11 protein-coding genes are annotated in these 18945 nt (G+C 41.2%); 5 read left to right on the forward strand and 6 right to left on the reverse strand.

Annotated elements, in window-relative coordinates:
* The first annotated feature begins 102 nt into the window (after positions 1-102).
* Positions 103-585 (forward strand): peptidoglycan-binding domain-containing protein, encoded by a 483-nt coding sequence (locus H6G14_RS01035; protein WP_190565292.1) that lies wholly within the window; start codon positions 103-105, stop codon positions 583-585.
* A gap of 65 nt (positions 586-650) precedes the next feature.
* Here H6G14_RS01035 and H6G14_RS01040 read toward each other — a convergent pair whose 3' ends face one another.
* The 6 genes from H6G14_RS01040 to H6G14_RS01065 all read right to left on the reverse strand — a co-directional run bounded on the left by H6G14_RS01040 (position 651) and on the right by H6G14_RS01065 (position 12162).
* Positions 651-2834: a PAS domain-containing sensor histidine kinase gene (locus H6G14_RS01040; protein WP_190565293.1), complete on the reverse strand. Its 2184-nt coding sequence runs from the start codon at positions 2832-2834 to the stop codon at positions 651-653.
* Positions 2835-3050: 216 nt separating this feature from the next.
* The gene (locus H6G14_RS01045) at positions 3051-5708 is read right to left on the reverse strand and encodes a CHAT domain-containing protein (RefSeq protein WP_190565294.1); all 2658 of its coding nucleotides are present in this window, start codon (positions 5706-5708) and stop codon (positions 3051-3053) included.
* A complete protein-coding gene (locus tag H6G14_RS01050) occupies positions 5701-8136 on the reverse strand; it encodes a two-partner secretion domain-containing protein (protein ID WP_190565295.1) in 2436 nt (811 codons plus the stop codon). The genes H6G14_RS01045 and H6G14_RS01050 overlap by 8 nt, the downstream gene beginning before the upstream one ends.
* A 386-nt stretch (positions 8137-8522) precedes the next feature.
* Complete coding sequence (locus tag H6G14_RS01055) at positions 8523-9701, reverse strand: ARPP-2 domain-containing protein (RefSeq protein ID WP_190565296.1); 1179 nt, start codon at positions 9699-9701, stop codon at positions 8523-8525.
* 98 nt (positions 9702-9799) lie between these two features.
* The gene (locus H6G14_RS01060; protein WP_199326003.1) at positions 9800-11206 is read right to left on the reverse strand and encodes a hypothetical protein; all 1407 of its coding nucleotides are present in this window, start codon (positions 11204-11206) and stop codon (positions 9800-9802) included.
* Positions 11207-11790: 584 nt separating this feature from the next.
* The gene (locus H6G14_RS01065) at positions 11791-12162 is read right to left on the reverse strand and encodes an alr0857 family protein (protein ID WP_190565298.1); all 372 of its coding nucleotides are present in this window, start codon (positions 12160-12162) and stop codon (positions 11791-11793) included.
* Positions 12163-12481: 319 nt separating this feature from the next.
* Here H6G14_RS01065 and H6G14_RS01070 point away from each other — a divergent pair, with 319 nt between their 5' ends.
* From H6G14_RS01070 to H6G14_RS01085, 4 genes are all read left to right on the forward strand, one after another.
* On the forward strand, positions 12482-15352 hold the full coding sequence (locus H6G14_RS01070) for an NACHT domain-containing protein (protein ID WP_190565299.1): 2871 nt from the start codon (positions 12482-12484) through the stop codon (positions 15350-15352).
* A gap of 471 nt (positions 15353-15823) precedes the next feature.
* Positions 15824-16393: a hypothetical protein gene (locus tag H6G14_RS01075; protein WP_190565300.1), complete on the forward strand. Its 570-nt coding sequence runs from the start codon at positions 15824-15826 to the stop codon at positions 16391-16393.
* An 18-nt stretch (positions 16394-16411) separates the two neighbouring features.
* Positions 16412-16801, forward strand: coding sequence for a C6orf136 family protein (locus H6G14_RS01080; protein ID WP_190565301.1), 390 nt, complete (start codon positions 16412-16414; stop codon positions 16799-16801).
* A 570-nt stretch (positions 16802-17371) separates the two neighbouring features.
* Positions 17372-18559, forward strand: coding sequence for a TRC40/GET3/ArsA family transport-energizing ATPase (locus H6G14_RS01085; protein ID WP_190565302.1), 1188 nt, complete (start codon positions 17372-17374; stop codon positions 18557-18559).
* Positions 18560-18945: the final 386 nt, after the last annotated feature.

Raw genomic sequence — 18945 nt, forward strand, 5'->3', positions numbered from 1 at the left:
AATACTGATGTAGTTAGAATTACTCGACGTGGGTAAATTTTTAATTTGTCTGATGAATTTACTTTTTTAGGATCAAAAATCCCTCAGTATGGAGTATCAAGCATGACGACTATGACCGACCAAACTAACAGTAAAGTGCCTGAGAATCAACCAACACTCAAACAGGGTGATACAGGGGAGGTAGTCAAAGAACTGCAAAGGCTGTTAAGGAATTATTATTGTTATTCTGGGCCTATTGATGGGATTTTAGATTCAGAAACAGTTGGAGGAGTTATTTTATTTCAGCATCGGGTTTTTATTCCAGAAGATGGAATTGTTGACTATAAAACTTGGCAAGCTCTATATGAAGGGAGAGCAATTGATTTACCTATGCTGAAATATGGTAGCCAAGGTGAACTGGTTAAAGCCTTGCAGCAAAGACTCCAGAATACTGGATATTATACGGGATTGATTGATGGAGATTTTAGCTTAGTTACAGAAGCAGGTGTAAAATCTTTTCAACTACGAAATAACTTAAAAGTTGATGGTATTGTAGGTGATAGCACTTGGGCTATTCTCAGCAATACACCTATTTTTGATAGTTAAAAAATCTAAATTCTCGATCATCTAGATATGGAAAATTTATTCTTTGATAGCAATAGCCAAAATAGTTATCCCAATTCTTGATGAGGATGAGATTTCTGGGTATTTCTCATCGGGTGAATAGGAATTGCAATCATAAATTCCGCACCTTTTCCCAAAGAAGAAGTACATTCTAAAGACCCACCGTGTCTGTTAGTAATAATTTGGTAACTGATAGACAAACCCATCCCAATTCCCTTACCTACAGGTTTACTTGTATAGAAAGGGTCAAATATTTTTTGTCTTACGTCATCTGACATACCCACGCCATTATCTTTGATGCGGATAGTTATTTGTTGATAACTAGACATCTCTGTACAGATATGGATAGTAGGTGTTACTTGCTGATAGCTTTCTTGTTCGTATTTTTCGTCTAAAGCATCAATGGCATTGATTAAAATATTCATCAAGGCTTGGTTAAGTTGGGCAGCATAGCATTCAACTAAAGGCAAATTACCATATTCTCTTATGACTAAAATATCAGGTCGATTTTCCTGGGATTTCAATCGATGTTCTAAAATCATTAATGCGCTGTCAATGCCTTCATGTATATCACCAGCTTTTAAATCAGATTCATCAAGACGCGAAAATGTACGCAGAGAAGTAACAATCTGGCTGATGCGGGTTGCTCCCAGTGTCATCGAAGAATAAAGTTTTGGCAAGTCTGCGAGTAAAAATTCTAGGTCAATATGTTCAGCTTCTTTGGCAATCTCTAAGGCTGGTTCTGGGTAGTAATTTTGGTAAAGGTGAATCATTTTCAGGAGGTTTTGAGTATATTGATAGGCGTGTTGGAGATTAGCAAAAATAAAGTTAACCGGATTATTTATTTCGTGAGCGACACCTGCTACCAATTGACCTAGAGAAGACATTTTTTCGCTTTGAATAAGTTGCAGTTGGGTAAGTTGTAGTTGTTTTAATGCTTGTTCCAGTTCCTTTGCTTGCTTGCTGAGTTCAGCTTCTGCTTGTTTGCGAGCAGTAATATCATTGCGAATAGCCACATATTGCTGAGGTTTGCCCTGCTCATCTAACAAGGGGACAATAGTTGTATCTACCCAATAATATGTGCCATCTTTCGCCAAGTTTTTAACTTCGCCTTTCCAAACACTTCCTTGGCTGATAGTTAACCACATTTCTTGGAAAAATTCTTTTGAGTGATAAGCGGAATTGATGATTCTATGAGTTTTGCTAATTAATTCTTCTGGCTGATATTGAGATATTTGGCAAAACTTATCATTTACATATTCAATAATTCCTTGATGATTTGTTACGGCAACAATAGACGACTGGTCTAAGGCAAATTTGATATCTGCTATTTCTTTAAGGGATTGTTTTAAAGTTATTTCTGCTTGTTTGCGAGCAGTGATATCATTGCGAATAGCCACATATTGCTGAGGTTTGCCTTGTTCATCTAACAAGGGGACAATAGTTGTATCTACCCAATAATATGTGCCATCTTTAGCCAAGTTTTTAACTTCGCCTTTCCAAACACTTCCTTGGCTGATAGTTAACCACATTTCCTGGAAAAATTCTTTTGAGTGGTAACCGGAATTGATGATTCTATGAGTTTTGCCAATTAATTCTTCTGGCTGATATTGAGATATTTGGCAAAACTTATCATTTACATATTCAATAATTCCTTGATTATTTGTTACAGCAACAATCGATGACTGGTCTAAGGCAAATTTGATATCTGCTATTTCTTTGAGAGATTTTTTTAGAGCTATTTCTGCTTGCTTAGGAGCAGTGATATACGTATTTGTCCGCTTTGTAATGTCTTGAACTATTGACAAAATACCAGTAACATTGCCTCGAAAATCAGTTACAGGAGTGTGATGCCATTCGCAAGTAATAATTGTGCCATCTTTGTGGCAATTCTCATGAATGCAGCGAGTTCCTTGGTCTTGCTTGATTAACTCCGCTCTTAACTGTGTAATATTTTCCCTGGCAGTGTGGGGTACTATTAGTTCTACTGCATGACGGTTGAGTGCTTCTTGTTGACTGTAACCAAAGATATCTTTGGCCGCAGGGTTCCAGCTTGATACCTCAAAAGCTGTATTCCACTGAATTATTCCTAAAGGATGATGCTCAAGCAAGAAAGATAATTTGTCCTTGGTTTCTTTCAGTTCCTGTTGTGTCTTCTGTAAATCTACCATTAGGCGATCGCTCTGCTGGCAACCAGATTGCAATTCTTGGTACTGAAATTCAGAAAACATAGGGATTAATCTCCAAGCAAATTAACTCATCAGAAGCTTTTCTGCTATCACAATAGCTTCTGATGTTATTAGTATTAATGTTGCCCAAATTAGCCTTGATAGTTAATACCAACTTGAAAACAAGTATGCAGCCCTAAACGCTTGCCATCTCTTGATTCTTAATTTTCAATTTTGAATTGGTATAACCTTACCCCTGACATTTCTACCGCGAAAATATTACAACCAATTACCAATTAACACATAGGCAGACCAATAACTTGGGGCGCTGTAGTTGGGATGATGCAATAATTTTAGTTGGGCGCGGCGGAGGGCTTCGGCTTTAGTGATGTTGTTGTTTTTCAGTTCTCGATAAAAATCACCAACCAATAAAGCTGTTGATTCATCATCAATTTGCCACAAAGATGCTACCGTACTGCGTGCGCCGGCGCGGACTGCGGCTCCTGCTAGACCAAGAGCAGCGCGATTGTCGCCGGCGGCGGTTTGACAAGCACTTAAAACTAATAGTTCTACTGCACTGGGACGAATTTGTTCTCGACTGCGAAGCAAGGTATCAAATTGGGTAACGTTAATTGGCCCGTCTGCTGCCAAAATAAAAGTGTTTTCAGCGCGGGAACTAAATTGGCCGTGGGTGGCTAAATGAACTACGTTAAATGGTGCTGTGTTGACTTTTTTTTCTAATGCTTCGCGGGTAAATTGCTGGTCGAACAGACTAGTAATGGAAACTCCCGCGCTAGCAATTGAATCCATTTCCGACTTGATTGCAGGTAATGGGGCAAAGTTGGGGTAATTTGGCGGGGGTTGAGTGAGTCCAGCCGTTAATGCTCTCAGGTCTCCTCGTTGTAGGGGTTTGGGGTCGAGGAGTTGCAAGCCTACACTTAGAGCGATCGCATATTTTTCTATTAAGTATTGCTTGCCATCGTAGAGTGCGCCTAGCGGTAAATTGCGTAATAAACCATCGGGGACAAACACGAGAGTTTTTACCCCACTAGCTGCTAGTTCTGATTCAATAGGTTTGATGAGCCAGTCATAAATTTGTTTTGACTGAGTTTTGATGGTTTTGCTAGCCGTGGGACGAACAAGATTGTTGCGTAATTCGCTGAGAACTTTGTCAACTTCTGTTTGTTTAACATTGGTGCTGTAACGTTGCAAAGGTTTGTGGGGAATTTTGACGATTACCTGAATCTGGTTTGGCAAAATAATCGGGTAGAGAATCGCCGCCGTGGGGTTATCTTGGTCTACCACTTGATCGAGCAACACAACTTCACCTTGTAAACAAGCTTCCCGAAAGAAGTTATCTAATTCGGCCAATTGTAATGCTTCAATCCGTTGCCGGGCTTTATCAAGAATTTTTTCGTTAACTTTTTCTGGCTGGGATGACAACAATAACTCCACTGATTGCCGATAGATTGGTTCTACACTGTCGCGGAAGTTAAACTGCACATCTTGATTGACGGCTACTAAGTCAGTGCGGAGGGATTTTAGGCTTTCTACTGCTGCATCATAAGCGGCGATCGCCCCAGATATATCTTTTTGCTCCCACATCAACCGCCCCAATTGCCACTGCAAGCGATAGATAATGTCCGAGGCGTTGCTAGCCTGGGCTAAGATTAAGGCTTGTTGCGTGAGACTGTTGGCTTCTGACCACTGTTGGTTTTGTTCATACAAAGTCCCCAAACTCAATATTGCATAAGCTTCTGCCCGTTTATCATCCAAACTACGGGCTTGTTGAATAGTTGTTGCTAATAATTTGGCTACATCCTGAGTGCTTGGTGCTGATGGCACATTTTTATTCTGCCCTTGGTTCTCAGAACTTGTTAATTTCATGAGACTTTGAGCAAAGTTAATCTCGGCGTAGATAGCCGCACGACTAGGGGGGAATTGGTTGATTTGAGCTTGAATTGCTGGGATTAAAGCTGCCACTTCCGTGAATTTTTCGTTGTCCAGCAGCAAACTGAGGTGGTTAATTTGGGCTTGAATTTTCGTTAAGGGTGAGGGGGATGTGGCTACTGTTTGTTGATAGTAGTTGATTGCTTCTGATATTTGCAGTTTAGCGCGGGCATTGTTGCCCAAACTAAAGTAACTAGCTGCAACTTCCTCCGGTATCGCCAAGCGCTTTGCCACTTCTAGACTTTCTACTAAAGTAGTGCGGGAGTCCATTAAATTCCCTGCTACCATTAGGGCATCACCAAGCGATCGCAATCCTACGGCTTTTTCTAGGGAGTCTGGTTGTGATTGTAATTTTTGTCTAACTTCTAGTAAAACTTTCACCGCCCGACGATAAAATCCTTGTGTCCGCCATGCCTGGGCTTGATTAATTTGCGATCGCACTTCGCCATTAAAATTTTTAGTTTGTTGATATATCTTAGCTGTGCGCTGCCAAGTGCTTAAAGCTGCCTCTGGTTTACCCGTCGCCAGTTGCAGACGGCCTTGAATATCTAATGATTGGGCTAATACTTGCGGGTTCTGTTCTTTGCCCTCAAGTAAATTTAAGCTGTCTGTAATCGCCTGCTGTGCTTGTTGCCACGCACCTATTTGTTGATAGGCTAAAGACAAGTTACTAAGAGTCGCTGCTAATCTGAGATTTTCACCTTTTTGCTGATATTCTTGCGCCACCTGCTGTAATATCTGCACTGCTTCGGCAAACCTGCCCCTATCATATAAAGCTTTACCCTGTTCTACTAGGGAGATGGTAGAAGTGACTTGTGCGGTCTGAGTTGGGGTGACTACTCTTGCCAGCACTGGCGAATTTACCGTGCAGATCAACGCCAACAGAAAGCACAAAGCCAAACGTAAGGACTTGACCAGCTTACTTTTTATCTTCCGTATTCTACCTGTAACAAAATCAGGATAATAGAACCTAGTAGTTTTATTCATGAATATGGCAGATGGTGGACGAAAACCAGGGATGTTGATGATTCACAATAGGAACTGGAGCAACTAAGGTAATATTGCCATTGGTATCAATCACCCATCCCTGTGCTTCCACAATTTTAGGGGAATCAGGGTTATCCACAACATTAATGGGCGTAAAATTACTGATTGTTAACAAATGGTGAGGACTGGGGGAATTTTTTGTTTCCCTTTCTCCTGGAAAAGTTGCTTTCAGTCTTGGTTTTTTCCTACTATCTGGCCTACAAACCTGGGTTAGCCTGGATGTATTGATGGGATTTGTAGAGAACGCAGCAAATCTCTGACGAGAGTCTACATCCGGCTGGTTAGTTGTGACCATACTTGTGAAAGATGGGCTGGCCTGTGAGAAAGTCAGGATATCATTGGTGAGTATAAATCCTGAGTCAAGCTGATTTGGGTCGGTAGTCCCTAAAATTTGCTCAAGTTCGCCTCGATTACGCACAACTAAACCAAGAAATTTCTGAGTACTGATTGTCACCCTACCCCCTGCACCCCCGAACACATTGGCGGTGATGTCGTTATTTTCATTGGGAGTTGCCACAATGAAAGGGCTATTAATTTCGATGTTGCCACCATTACCGTCAGCAAATGTAGAAATTTGACTATTAAGGCGTAGTCGCAATATGGCGCTGAGATTGAGATTTATATTGCCACCATTACCGGAGGTAGTTTGAGCAATCAATTGACTTTGGTTATCTAGTTTAAGCGATCGCGCCTTGATAGATAAATTTCCCGACTCTCCAGCCACCGTAAGTTTTGCCCCATTTTGGACAATTAGGCGATCGCCTACAATATTTAAGTTATCTGCCGTTATCCTGGCTCCGTTTTCTACAGTCAGTAATCCAGTATTGATATTTAATGTGCTGTCATTGGTGGTAGTTCCTATTTGAGTTGCAGCAAAAATCCCACTACGAAAAATATCTAAAGATGAGGCTGTAGCAAATTGGGAAGCACCACTCACTTGCGTACCTTCTGAGGCATTAATCAAGACATCTCCCCCTTGACTTCCGTACCTAGAAACATTAGATATTTGTGCGCCACCTTGAATATTTAACCGTCTAGTTTGTAGGGTAATTGTGCCAGTATTGCCTGCATTTCCCGGAGCATCGGGGGAAACTTGCGCGAAAATTCCACTGGGAATATCACCATCAAAACTTTCTCCCCTCAAATCTATAGAATCTGTAGCTATAACTAAAATATTTCCCGTGTTTCCTGCACCAAATGTAGAAGCTTCTATTCCTGCACCATCTGTTAGTAAAAGTCGCCCGGTTTCAATGGTCAAATTGCCACCATTACCTGTCACATTGGCACAATTTCCACCTAAAGAACAGACTTGTGAACCAATGAATGATTCTTCCCTTAATTCTACCGAATCTTTAGCGGTAATCCAAATATCTCCCGCCTTACCTTCAGCTTGAGCAACAGTCAATATATTAGAAACACCACCTACTTTTAAAGATTCAGTAGCATTAACAACGAGGCTATTTCCTGTTTGCGAACCAGAGTTAACTGTAAAAACTAGTGAATCATCAATAGTGACATTTCTTCCTTGAATTTGAATTGCACCACCACTATCTTGCATGGTAATACTACCAGTATTAACTAAAGCTCCAGCCGCAAGATTGATATCTCCAAAATCTTGTACACCTGAATATCCAGCAACGTAAGCATCATCAATTTGGCTAAGGCTGACAAAGCCATTTCCACTAACGCTACCTAGCTCAACTCTGCCCCCTGGCGCTTCCAAAAGACTACTCTCTAATAATAAATTTCCACCGATTAATCCTAAAGTTCTGCCATTTCCTACTTGCAATCCCAAAGGTAAATCAGCAACAATCGGCTGTTCAATATTTCCCGGACTATCACCGAATTGTAGCCCTACAGGAACATTTACTGTTAATAAAGAGGTATGATTATTAGTAGTTGCATTAAATTCTATCCCATCAGCAAACTTGATACTATTTGCGGTAGTCGCCACAAAAGAACCGCCGATATTTAAACTAGCATTTGCCCCAAAAATTATGCCCTGAGGATTAATCAAAAACAGATTAGCTCTACTACCTGAGGCGGCTGTAATCAAGCCGTCAATATAACTAGGTGAGCCACCAGTAATTCTAGTAATAATGTTTCGTACTGCCAAATTGTGATTAAAAACAGCAACATTTCCTGTAACATTACTAGTTAAGGCAGAAAAAGAAAATTCCCTAAAGCTATGGAATAAATTTTCTCCCCTTTGAGTACCTCCCTCAATTACTCGGATATTCCCCACAGGTCTAACAGTAGAGTTATTAGGAAGTGTAGTATCGGGAATAATTTCCGCTTTTGCAGCAGCAAAGTTTAACAAACACAATAAAATACTGATATTACCGATTAAAAACTTAAATTTGACCATATTTTTCACAAAATCAAATAAGAATAATTACAACTAATATCTGATTTATGTGAAAAAAAACGGACTTTATTTTAGGGTTATTTATATTTTTTAAATCAATTTTCTATAAGTATCTGTAGGGCAACACCCAATACGGTTCGGTTAAGAGATTTCTTGGTTAAGGTAGGCAGGGGAAGTAAGGGGAGAACAGAAGCAGGGGAAGAGAAAAATTATGAAAATAACCTCCTTTCCTCCCCTGCCTCCTCTGCTTCCCCTGCTTATCCGAACCGTATTGGGGCAATACCCACCAAAACCTTGATAGGCATTGCCACCCTACTACCTAGCTGTCTTTAATTTTGAATTTTGAATTTTGAATTTTGAATTTTGAATTGGTATTCCCCCCACCTTCACCTTTTCGCTTTTTTCCGTGCTGCGTCGCGTACTTGTTGATTGAGTAGATAGCCAAAACCTGAAGCTTCAAGGCGGGAAACTAGTTCATCGCGGGTATGTCCCAAGGCTTTGGCTGTAGCATCGATATTCCAGTTATATTCGGCTAGTTGGCTGAGTAAGTACACTCGACGGGTTTGGGCGGCTGATAAACGGTAAGTTTTGAGATATTCTAACTCTCCGTTATCTCGAATAATCGCCTCACCGATATGGTTTTCTTCTTTGGGTTGCAGATGAGTAATGAACCGTTGCAGTTGGAATTGTCCAGCTGTGTACACTCTCTGGGATTGGAGTTGGCGCTGTAGCAATCCTTCCGCCATGAATCCTTGGAATGCAGCCCAATCTGATCGCATTTGGGCGATCGCTCCACTTAAATCTGTCAAACTATTAATCTGGGCATCATCTACAGATGTAGCCATTGGAAAAGTTGCACCATACATCAAGCTGTATTCGTAAATTAGTTCACCATAAAAATCTTCTAAAAGACTGGTATGCAAAGCGCGGTAGTCTTCAGGTGTGGGAACGACAAAAGCAGAGGCTAAAGCTTCAGCGACAAATACTAATACACCAACTTGTCTTTCGTGAATCTCAAACACCCGCAACGCATCTTCTAACCCAGCAATGTAACGCCCACTAAAAGATGATTCGTAGCGTGAACCCAGTCCGTGAGACAAAGCATATTTAGAATACTCACTCCAAGCAATGTCTGGCCCTGAGAAAAACAGCGATAAAAAACCTTCCATTGCTAAGTGCAAAGGTAAAAATCTCAGTTGATTCCTTGATTCTCGTTTCGCCATGCGGTGCATTAACCGCACACTTGCACAACAGGAATTAAAACTTTTACCATCAGGTTTGAGCATTTGTCCGCCAAAGCTAGCTACTGGACTACCGTCATCACTCCAAGACATGACCAAGCCATGAGGGACATAAGAATAGTATTTCATCCCCGGTTCGGTTATTTGACCCTCCAGGGAAACCACCGCAATATCTTCATCGTAAGAACGACGCAGCAAACGCAAATCACCCCGCACTTCTCGCCGCAGTAATGGCACGATACGCACTGCACCACGTATTTGGGAAGGGGCAATTTCCAATCCTTTGAGTGATATATCTGTTAATAAAGTTTTAGTTTTTGACATAGCAATTTTTGTTAAGCGATTACGCTTTTAAAATACATAGTCATTTGTATGATTTGTTAACAGTTGACGGTTGACTGTTAACGGTTAACAGTCAACCGTCAACAGTCAACACGAAAAGATGTGCAAGTTAAAGAAGATGCTGTTAAAAATTGCTCTACTCGTTGTGCTAGATATGTTTCTAATTCTGATAACGGTGCAGAACCTTCGGCAAAACGAGCAAAGTTGAGCATGGTTGGTAAATCTTCTGCGTCTCTTAGCCCTACGGTAGGGACGGCTGGGCTGAGGGTGCGTAAGGAAAAGTCGTCGGAGTTAAATACAGGGTTGCAATGGATGATAGAAGTTCGCCGCATGGGGTCTAATTTATTTCGGTAGACGCGTAAAACTTCGGCTGCTCCATTGGGTGGATCATTTTCGCAACCATCGGAAATAATAATGATTAACTCGGCTCCTGTTGCCAAAGCTGCTAACAGTGGTGTGGCTAAGTCAGTTTGTCCACGGGCATTTACTTGTAATGAATCTTCTACGGGTACTGTCCAAAAAGCTTGATATTCTTGCGCGGCGGCTTGTAATAAGTAATGTGCAGCCATAGCTATACCCAAGGGACGGCGGCGCTTTTCACTAGAGCCGGAACTGGAATAACTGCAATCCAAGACTGCTGCAACTTTTCCTAGTTTGAGGGGTGCTTTTTTTAACGCTAAACGTGCCGATCGCTCTAAGGCTTGATGTAAAATATCTCTTTGTTGTTGTCGTATATGCCAAGGTAAGGACAAGATATACAACGCCAACTTGGTTAAGGGAAGAAGACCAAAATCTACATTGATATCAGTTTCGTTACGTTCCGCCGCACCTTGCAAACGTAGCTTTTCTCCTAAAGTCATTTGCTGTTGAATCCGTGATAAGAAGACATCGCGGGGGACTTTGTGTTTAACTGCAAACCCTTCGGCGATGGTGAAAGGCAAATTGTAAATGGCTTCGGCGCTGTAATGTGCTTGGCGAAACTGTTCAAATAACTGGGTGGAGTAAGACTTTTGCTTCCAGTTGCGGAAAAGGAAAGTACCCAATTCACCTTGTAGTTTCAGGTGGGCATGGGTGGCGATCGCTCTCACTTTTGCGCGATACTTAACAGCATCAAAACTCATGTCACGCCGCATACTTAAATAATCGCGGGCGATCGCTCTACTTCGTCTATTATTAATTTTACGTTGTCGTAACTGTTGCAAAACTCCCCAAGCTCGTTGTGGCGGTAAAGAGTTGAGTGCATGAGCAATCAGTGCGCCTTCTTCTTGGCGATGTTCGGGGATTGTGTCTTTTCCTGTTGCCAGTAATTTTAAGATAATTTGGGCTTGGTTGAAATGGTTGATACCTGCGGCTAAAGTCCGGGCATAAAGTAAACGGTAATTGCCCAGAATATAATCATGTAAAAAGTCAATTGATACTCTTTGACCATAAGCATCATCATAAAATTCTTTTTGTCCAGTGCAGGCAAGACAAGCGTTAATAAACATTACTAAATCTTCTCGCGCTACCTGTTCGACGCGGTTGCTATTGAGGTTAGTCACGTCGCTTCGCTCCAATTAAAAATTCAAAATTCGTCTTGAAAAGTTTCCTACGGCGGGAAACCCCTCCGGGTTCACCAGTTGCCTACGCAGGGAAACCCTCCTACAGCACTGGATTCACCGCCTACAGAACTTTCCGCAAAATTCAAAATTAAAGAAAATGAGTGGAAGCTTGTAGTAGTTAGTAGGGTGCGTCAGTGTGAGAAAACCTAGCTGTACCAAGAAATTATTCATACTGACGCACCCTAAAATTTGGATATTTTTTTATCTGGAAGTCCTTTATATCAAGTTCGGGGAAAGAACGGTACGACTAGGTTAGACAACTTAAAAGGTTGGAACGGAAATCATACCAAAGTCCCGCGAACATTAAGACTTAAGCTAAAAATTTTTGAATCTTGTAGCGTTTGCGCTTCCCGTAGGGTATTTTGAATTGTTATGGGTGCTGTTCGGGGAAAGGCGGCACAACTAGCTAGGACAGTTTCACAGACTGGGTTCGGAAGTCATACCAGAGTCCCGCGAACAGCAAGACTGAATTACTGAGCGTGGCAGAGTTGCTGCCTTTGAGATAATTGTTGGAGTAATAATTCTACAGATGACATCAAATCTGTAACAAAAACCCCTGTTTCACTGTTTTCAGTTGATGTTATGTATATACCTTGGAGAGTAACTTCAAAGTATGAAGGATCACAAGGACAAAAATCTATCAAGTTGGCTTGGGCTAACTTTTCTAAAACAGCTAAGGGGGATGATTCGATAGGTAATAGAAAAGCCGCCGTGCTGGGTTCCATGTAGATATTTGTGCCAGTGCTGAGAGCCAAATTTACTCTTTGATTTACCCAGTTTTTTAAAGGTACGTCGATATAATCTAAACTAACGCTATTTTCGGTGTAAGTGAGTTTTAACATATTGATTAATGATAAGCTTCCCTTGCTGTAACTTGCACATCTTTTCGTGTTAGGTGCTGACTGTTGACAGTTAACCGTTAGCAGTCAACAAACTATACGAGTGACTATGTATTTTAAAAACGTAACAGTTCATCTCATTGATATATATTCAAGTGTTTGGTGGTGTGCTTCGGATAAAATCAGAATATTCTGGGGAACTGCCCTGAAGCTAAATGTGAACGTGCAACCGGAAATGCTTGTGAAATCGAGTTTAGATGGTTAGGGGAAGTTGCTAAACTTGGGGGAATCCCCGAACTTTGTTGAGTATGCGGCTACGATAATGGCAAGAGCGAGTTATGGCCCAGAAGCAAAAAAGCGATCGCGGCATTTATTACAGGTACTATTAGCCTATGCTAATGATGAGTTAGACTGCGATGAAGTGGCTTTAGATGCCCTGCGTCCCCAAATACAAACTCGTTGGCAAAGTGAAACACGCCTAGTTGTCAGAACTAAAGTCAGATTTTTGCAAGCTTTAACGGGTTTAACATCAGGTGAGTTAACATCTGAACAAATCAAAGAAGCCTTAAAACGGTTTGCAGATTTCTTAGAAATATTAGAAGATAATCGCCCATCTCGTAGTGGTTCCGAAACTTGGCACTTTACCCTCAATCTTTGGTACAAACGCCAAGATACAGCAGCCAACTTACAAAAATTTGATTCCCACTGGGAAAGTCGCCGTCCAGAAAAGTCCAAGGAAGTCACAGCAGCAAAAGCGGACAAACAAGCAAATCCCCTCACTCCCTATCCAAATTGGCAAGAACTATGTCGCGCCAACCTCAACAACCGCCTGACAACCAATCCCCTCACTAGTGCAGATGGTGTCACCTTTGAATTAAATCAAGTTTACGTACCTTTGGGCTTAGTACAGAGAAAACAGCGTTTACGTCATCGTGATGATGTCACTCCCCAAGAGGGGTCGCGTTTATATGAACCAGAGGACTTGGATATTACCCAAACCTTTGACCATAATGAATTTATTCAACAGGTACTAGGAAAAAAGCAAAGTCAGCGAATTGCCATTGTTGGCGAACCAGGTGCAGGGAAAACTACTTTTTTGCAGAGAATTGCTGCGTGGGTGTTGGAAAATACCGCAGATTTACCAGTTTGGATTTCCCTAGCAGATTTACAAAGTAAAACTCTGGAACAGTATTTAACTCAAGACTGGTTACCTTCAGCTATGCGTAAGTTTAGAGTTCCGCCAGAACTTGAAGACGCATTTTGTGAACAGTTCAACCAAGGAAGAGTTTGGTTACTGCTGGATGCAGTGGATGAAATGGCCATTGAATCTACCAGCGCCTTGGCGAAAATTGCTAGTTTCCTGAAAGGTTGGGTAGGCGATGCCACAATTATTCTTACCTGTCGGCTAAATGTTTGGGATGGGGGGAAGAATGCTTTAGAAAATTTTGACACTTACTGCAATCTACATTTTACCTACGGCCTGGATCAAACACAGGATCGGATAGGGCAATTTATTTGTCGATGGTTTCAGTACAATCCAGCTTTAGGCGCAAAACTGCGACACGAGTTAAACCAACCAGAAAGGCGACGAGTCAAAGATACGGTAAAAAATCCCTTACGTTTGGCTTTATTGTGTCGGATTTGGGGCATTACTCAGGGAGAATTACCTTATAGTAAGGCGATGCTTTATCAGCAGTTTGTGGAAGCAATCTATGAGTGGAAACAAGACATTTTCCCTACTACTTCCACTCAGAGACAGGAGTTAAATCGGGCGTTGGGAAAATTAGCGCTGTTGGCAATTGCCCAAACACAAACAAAGTTTCGCCTCAGACATCGTTTTGTCTGCCAAGTTTTAGGCGCTCCCGATGATGGGTTGTTCCAACTAGCACTCCAGTTAGGTTGGTTAAATCAAGTCGGTATTTCCGAAACTCAAGGGGAAAAAGTTTATGCTTTTTATCATCCCACATTTCAAGAATATTTTGCGGCTCAGGCTATTACAGATTGGGGAGTAGTAAAGGATTATCTGTTGTCAGAGGAAAGTAGTTACCGAATTTTTGAGCCGCAATGGCGAGAGGTCATACTATTGTGGCTGGGTAGGGATGATGTACCACAAGTAGAAAAAGAGGCGTTGATTAACGCGCTAATGCAATTTGAGGATGGATGCGGGGGATTCTATAATTATCAGGCTTCTTTTTTGGCAGCCCAGGGAATTGCTGAATTTAGTAATTGTCAGCAAGCTGAGGGGATTATTCAGCAGTTAATTAAGTGGCGTTTTGGCTACTTTGATTCACAAAAGCAAAAATGGTGTAGATATCCATCACCAATTGTAGAAGGTGCGCGGATAGCTTTACTCAAAACCGATCGCCTAAAAGCGATCGCCTGCTTAGAACAATTTATCACTTCCTGTGACAATGAGTTTGATAGTTGGAATGCAGCCTATAGTTTAGGTAAGATTTTCGACCCTGGAAACAAGATTGCGATCGCTTCTTTGGAAAATCTTGTTAAAATAGCTCGCCATGAGACTATTCGTTGGCAAGCAGCCTATAGCTTGGGCAGAGTCGATGCAGAAAATCCCACGGCTATGACTGCATTGCTGCAAATTATTGCAACTACTGATAATGAATCTACTCGTCGTAAAGCTGCTTATAGTTTAGGCAAACTTGATTCCCACAACGCCACAGCTATTACCACATTAGAAAAAATTGCCCAATCAGCCACAGATTCCTCCCAACGCCGCCAGGCCGCCGAGAATCTAGCAACTTTACGCGGTGAAGAAATTACACATAAATGGCAAGGTAAACGACAACAAAAACAAAAGGTACTTTACCCTGTACCTGAAAAAATCACAGCCTTAATCCGTGGTATCTCTTTATGTGAGGATGAAGACACCAAAAGACGTAGAGCCTACAAATTAGCACAACTTGACCCAGGTAATAAAATTGCCTTGACAACCTTACTACAATTGCTCAAGTCAACCCAGCGCGAATCGCTACGCAAACGCACAGCCGACAATTTAAAAGAAATCCTCATTGATGCACAGTTACCACAAGTAATTTTTTACCTCAAAGATTGCTTTTCTCCCACAGTTAGGGAACACGAGTTGGAATTACACCGAGATTGTTACAAATTGCTGTGGTACTGTGCCGAAAATCTGACTTATCAAGAGTTTTACCAGTGTTGGCATATTTTATGAGTTCGACAAATTTAAAAAACCCCTCTTCATAGAACAACCAAACGGTTCATCGAAATCGGGGAAAATTTAAGTGCTAGATGAAAGGGAGTAGGGAGTAGGGATTGGGGAGTAGGGAAACTAAGCCGCCCACGAGAGGCGGGGTTTCAACCTACCTTGCAATACAAGGATTTTATCGCCCACAAGGGGCGTTAGCGTAGCGGGACGCAAGTCCGGCTTTAAACCTTTTTCGGGGCTAATTTCTTCCCCTACTCCCTACTCCCAGCCCAAGATACTATCTTTGATTGCAACTTGGTATAAATTAGAAACGATACCTCCTATGGTACAGTTGGGTTTGAGTGTATAAGCGATCGCTCAATTATTAGATTTACCGCTAGAAGTATTACAGCAAGCAGTCCAACAGTCCAACCAATAAGCTGATGCGCCTTTGTACGCGAAAGCGATACGCTAGAGGCTAAAGCTCAAAAAAAGACCATGACACCTGACGTAATTGCCCAAACTCTGGCAGAATCATTTACTACAGCAGATGTACAAGCGATCGCACCTGGATCGTGGCAAGTAGATACATCTACATTTAGACTGTTGGTATTGCTGTCGGAAGATAACAGTTGGTTACGAGTTTTACTACCAATTGTCCCATTACAAGAAGCCCAAGCATTCTTAGCACAGTTTTTGGAAGCCAACTTTGATGACACTCAAGAAGTACGCTATGCCTTGTATGATGGCGTAATTTGGGCAGTCTATCAACACAATAGCAGCACTTTGACCAAAGATGACTTGAGTAGTGCGATCGCTAGACTTATTTCCTTATATGAAGCAGGTTTAAATGATGTCTTCAATCGCCTGATTGAAAGTCGCATCCGGCAAATTGTGCAAGCAGCAAAACAGCAAGGACAATCTCTGGAAGCCACAATGCAAAACCTAGAAAGATTTTACGCCGAAGGATTGTTAGGAGAAATTAACCAAACTGTAGAATCAAGAGAAGAAGTTTTAGCGGCTTGGAAGCGTCAGTTAGAAAGATTGTGGAATGAAGTAAATAGCTAGATAATTGGTAATTGGTAAATGAAAATTATTGAAATTCTTAAGCAAGACTATCAGCGATTTCCCGTGAATCAAACTTATAGCATTTACGCAGAAGACGTTTATTTCCAAGACCCACTAAATAAATTCCGTGGGATTACACGTTATAAACAAATGATTAATTTCATGCAAACTTGGTTTTTAAATATCAAAATGGATTTGCATGATATTCAACCTTTAGAAGACAAAATCAAAACCGAATGGACACTGAGTTGGAATACTCCCCTACCTTGGAAGCCACGTATTTCCATCTCCGGTTGGAGTGAATTAGGTCTTGACTCTGAAGGCTTGATTGTCTCTCATATTGATTATTGGCAATGTTCCCTCTTAGATGTCATCAAACAACACTTCTTTCAAGTAAATAATCAGTAAGACCGTTTCTTGATGTAGCTTGCCTGGCGTAGCCATATATGCACTTTATTCCATACTGTAGAGGCGTTGCATACAACGTCTCTACATCATTTATTTGGCGCAACTTCATAGAGAATTGGTATAAGATTTGCTTCCAATAAATAATTCATACCTATTACTCATTACTCACTACCAAGCCTTGATGAGCGCGAACATTTTCCGTAGGGTTTTGGTACTTCCCGTGAAAAGTCAGCCTCCCTTGTGGATGAGCTAAATTACCCATCACCCAATACGGTTCAGTTAAGAAAATAAATTAACTGCTACATATAAAACAGATCTATTTTTTGGAGGGGGCTTGGGGGACGCAACCGTCCCCCAATCGGGGGTTTGGGGGAGAATCCCCCAAGTCTTGGTTCTTCTGAAATCGATAAGCTGACAATGTTAACTGAACCGTATTGACCCATCACCCATGAATGCCCAATGATTTCTTGACAGTAAACCAACTCAAACTGCACTTATTCCCTGCAAACCATCGATAATAGAGATAACGTAAATAAATGTAAACAATTCTCAGGCAGGGCATAATCATCCATGCGAGTAATTTTGATGACAGGGAAAGGCGGCGTAGGTAAAACCTCGGTAGCTGCTGCAACTGGGCTGCGGTGTGCAGAATTAGGCTATCGGACACTAGTTTTAAGTACAGACCCCGCTCACTCATTAGCAGACAGTTTTGACATGGAACTAGGCCATGCACCAAAACAAATCCGTCCCAACTTGTGGGGTGCAGAACTAGATGCACTGCAAGAACTAGAAGGAAACTGGGGTGCGGTGAAGCGCTACATTACCCAAGTTTTGCAAGCTAGAGGTTTAGATGGAGTGCAAGCGGAAGAATTAGCCATTCTACCAGGCATGGATGAAATTTTTGGCTTAGTGAGAATGAAGCGCCACTATGATGAAGGTGACTTTGATGTCTTGATTATCGACTCTGCACCTACCGGTACAGCATTGCGTCTCTTGAGCCTACCAGAAGTGGGCGGCTGGTATATGCGGCGTTTTTACAAACCATTCCAAAATATCTCAGTTGCGCTGCGTCCGTTGGTTGAACCTATCTTTAAACCAATTGCTGGATTTTCTTTGCCAGATAGAGAAGTGATGGATGCACCTTATGAGTTTTATGAACAAATTGAAGCTCTGGAAAAAGTATTAACAGATAATACACAAACTTCTGTGCGTCTTGTTACAAACCCAGAGAAGATGGTTATTAAGGAATCCTTACGCGCTCACGCATATTTAAGCTTGTATAATGTTGCCACCGATTTAGTTGTGGCTAATCGCATTATCCCTGCCGAAGTGCAAGATCCATTCTTCCAACGTTGGAAACAAAATCAGGAAGAGTATCGTCAAGAAATCCATGAAAATTTCCACCCCTTACCAGTGAAAGAAGTGCCACTATTTTCAGAAGAAATGTGTGGTTTAGCGGCTTTAGAACGCTTAAAAGAAACCTTGTACAAAGATGAAGATCCCACTCAGGTATATTACAAAGAAACTACTGTAAGAGTGGTGCAAGAAAATAACCAATACAGTTTGGAATTGTATTTACCTGGGATTCCTAAAAACCAAGTTCAACTCAGTAAAACTGGAGATGAATTAAACATAACCATTGGTAATCATCGCCGCAATCTAGTACTACCACAGGCTTTGGCAGCTTTGCAACCATCGGGAGCAAAAATGGAAGATGATTATTTAAAAATCCGCTTCACTGATAACGTGAAAGTTTAATGGTTGAAGAAATACAAGCAACAAACATACTGTCAAAATCCTGAATTATGCCTGATAAAAGACACGTTTAATCGTGTCTTTTCTATTTTAAATTAAAATTAATATATAAAATATAGCTGTTGACGGTTGACGGTCGGGTGTTGACAGAATTGAAAGCCTTTTATTGTCAGGTTTTTATCTTAGCTTGATGTCATAATCTATCTGGCTACGGCTATAATTATTCAGCTTAAATTTGCTTTTATCTTTGTCTTATCTTAATAAACTATGTGAATTTCCCAGTATAAATATTTATATAAATAACAAGTAATTTTGCTAATAATATCCTCACCGTAATCTTACTGTAGACAATGTAATATTTAAAATTTAAAAATGTTTTTATATTTGTT

Source organism: Nostoc parmelioides FACHB-3921, assembly GCF_014696625.1.
GTDB classification, from domain to species: Bacteria; Cyanobacteriota; Cyanobacteriia; order Cyanobacteriales; family Nostocaceae; genus Trichormus; species Trichormus parmelioides.

What these genes read in the sequence shown, in the direction of transcription:
- H6G14_RS01035 (WP_190565292.1), top strand. Translation starts at nt 103, where the DNA reads ATGACGACTATGACCGACCAAACTAACAGTAAAGTGCCTGAGAATCAA.
- H6G14_RS01040 (WP_190565293.1), bottom strand. Translation starts at nt 2,834, where the DNA reads ATGTTTTCTGAATTTCAGTACCAAGAATTGCAATCTGGTTGCCAGCAG.
- H6G14_RS01045 (WP_190565294.1), bottom strand. Translation starts at nt 5,708, where the DNA reads ATGAATAAAACTACTAGGTTCTATTATCCTGATTTTGTTACAGGTAGA.
- H6G14_RS01050 (WP_190565295.1), bottom strand. Translation starts at nt 8,136, where the DNA reads ATGGTCAAATTTAAGTTTTTAATCGGTAATATCAGTATTTTATTGTGT.
- H6G14_RS01055 (WP_190565296.1), bottom strand. Translation starts at nt 9,701, where the DNA reads ATGTCAAAAACTAAAACTTTATTAACAGATATATCACTCAAAGGATTG.
- H6G14_RS01060 (WP_199326003.1), bottom strand. Translation starts at nt 11,206, where the DNA reads ATGTTTATTAACGCTTGTCTTGCCTGCACTGGACAAAAAGAATTTTAT.
- H6G14_RS01065 (WP_190565298.1), bottom strand. Translation starts at nt 12,162, where the DNA reads ATGTTAAAACTCACTTACACCGAAAATAGCGTTAGTTTAGATTATATC.
- H6G14_RS01070 (WP_190565299.1), top strand. Translation starts at nt 12,482, where the DNA reads ATGGCAAGAGCGAGTTATGGCCCAGAAGCAAAAAAGCGATCGCGGCAT.
- H6G14_RS01075 (WP_190565300.1), top strand. Translation starts at nt 15,824, where the DNA reads ATGACACCTGACGTAATTGCCCAAACTCTGGCAGAATCATTTACTACA.
- H6G14_RS01080 (WP_190565301.1), top strand. Translation starts at nt 16,412, where the DNA reads ATGAAAATTATTGAAATTCTTAAGCAAGACTATCAGCGATTTCCCGTG.
- H6G14_RS01085 (WP_190565302.1), top strand. Translation starts at nt 17,372, where the DNA reads ATGCGAGTAATTTTGATGACAGGGAAAGGCGGCGTAGGTAAAACCTCG.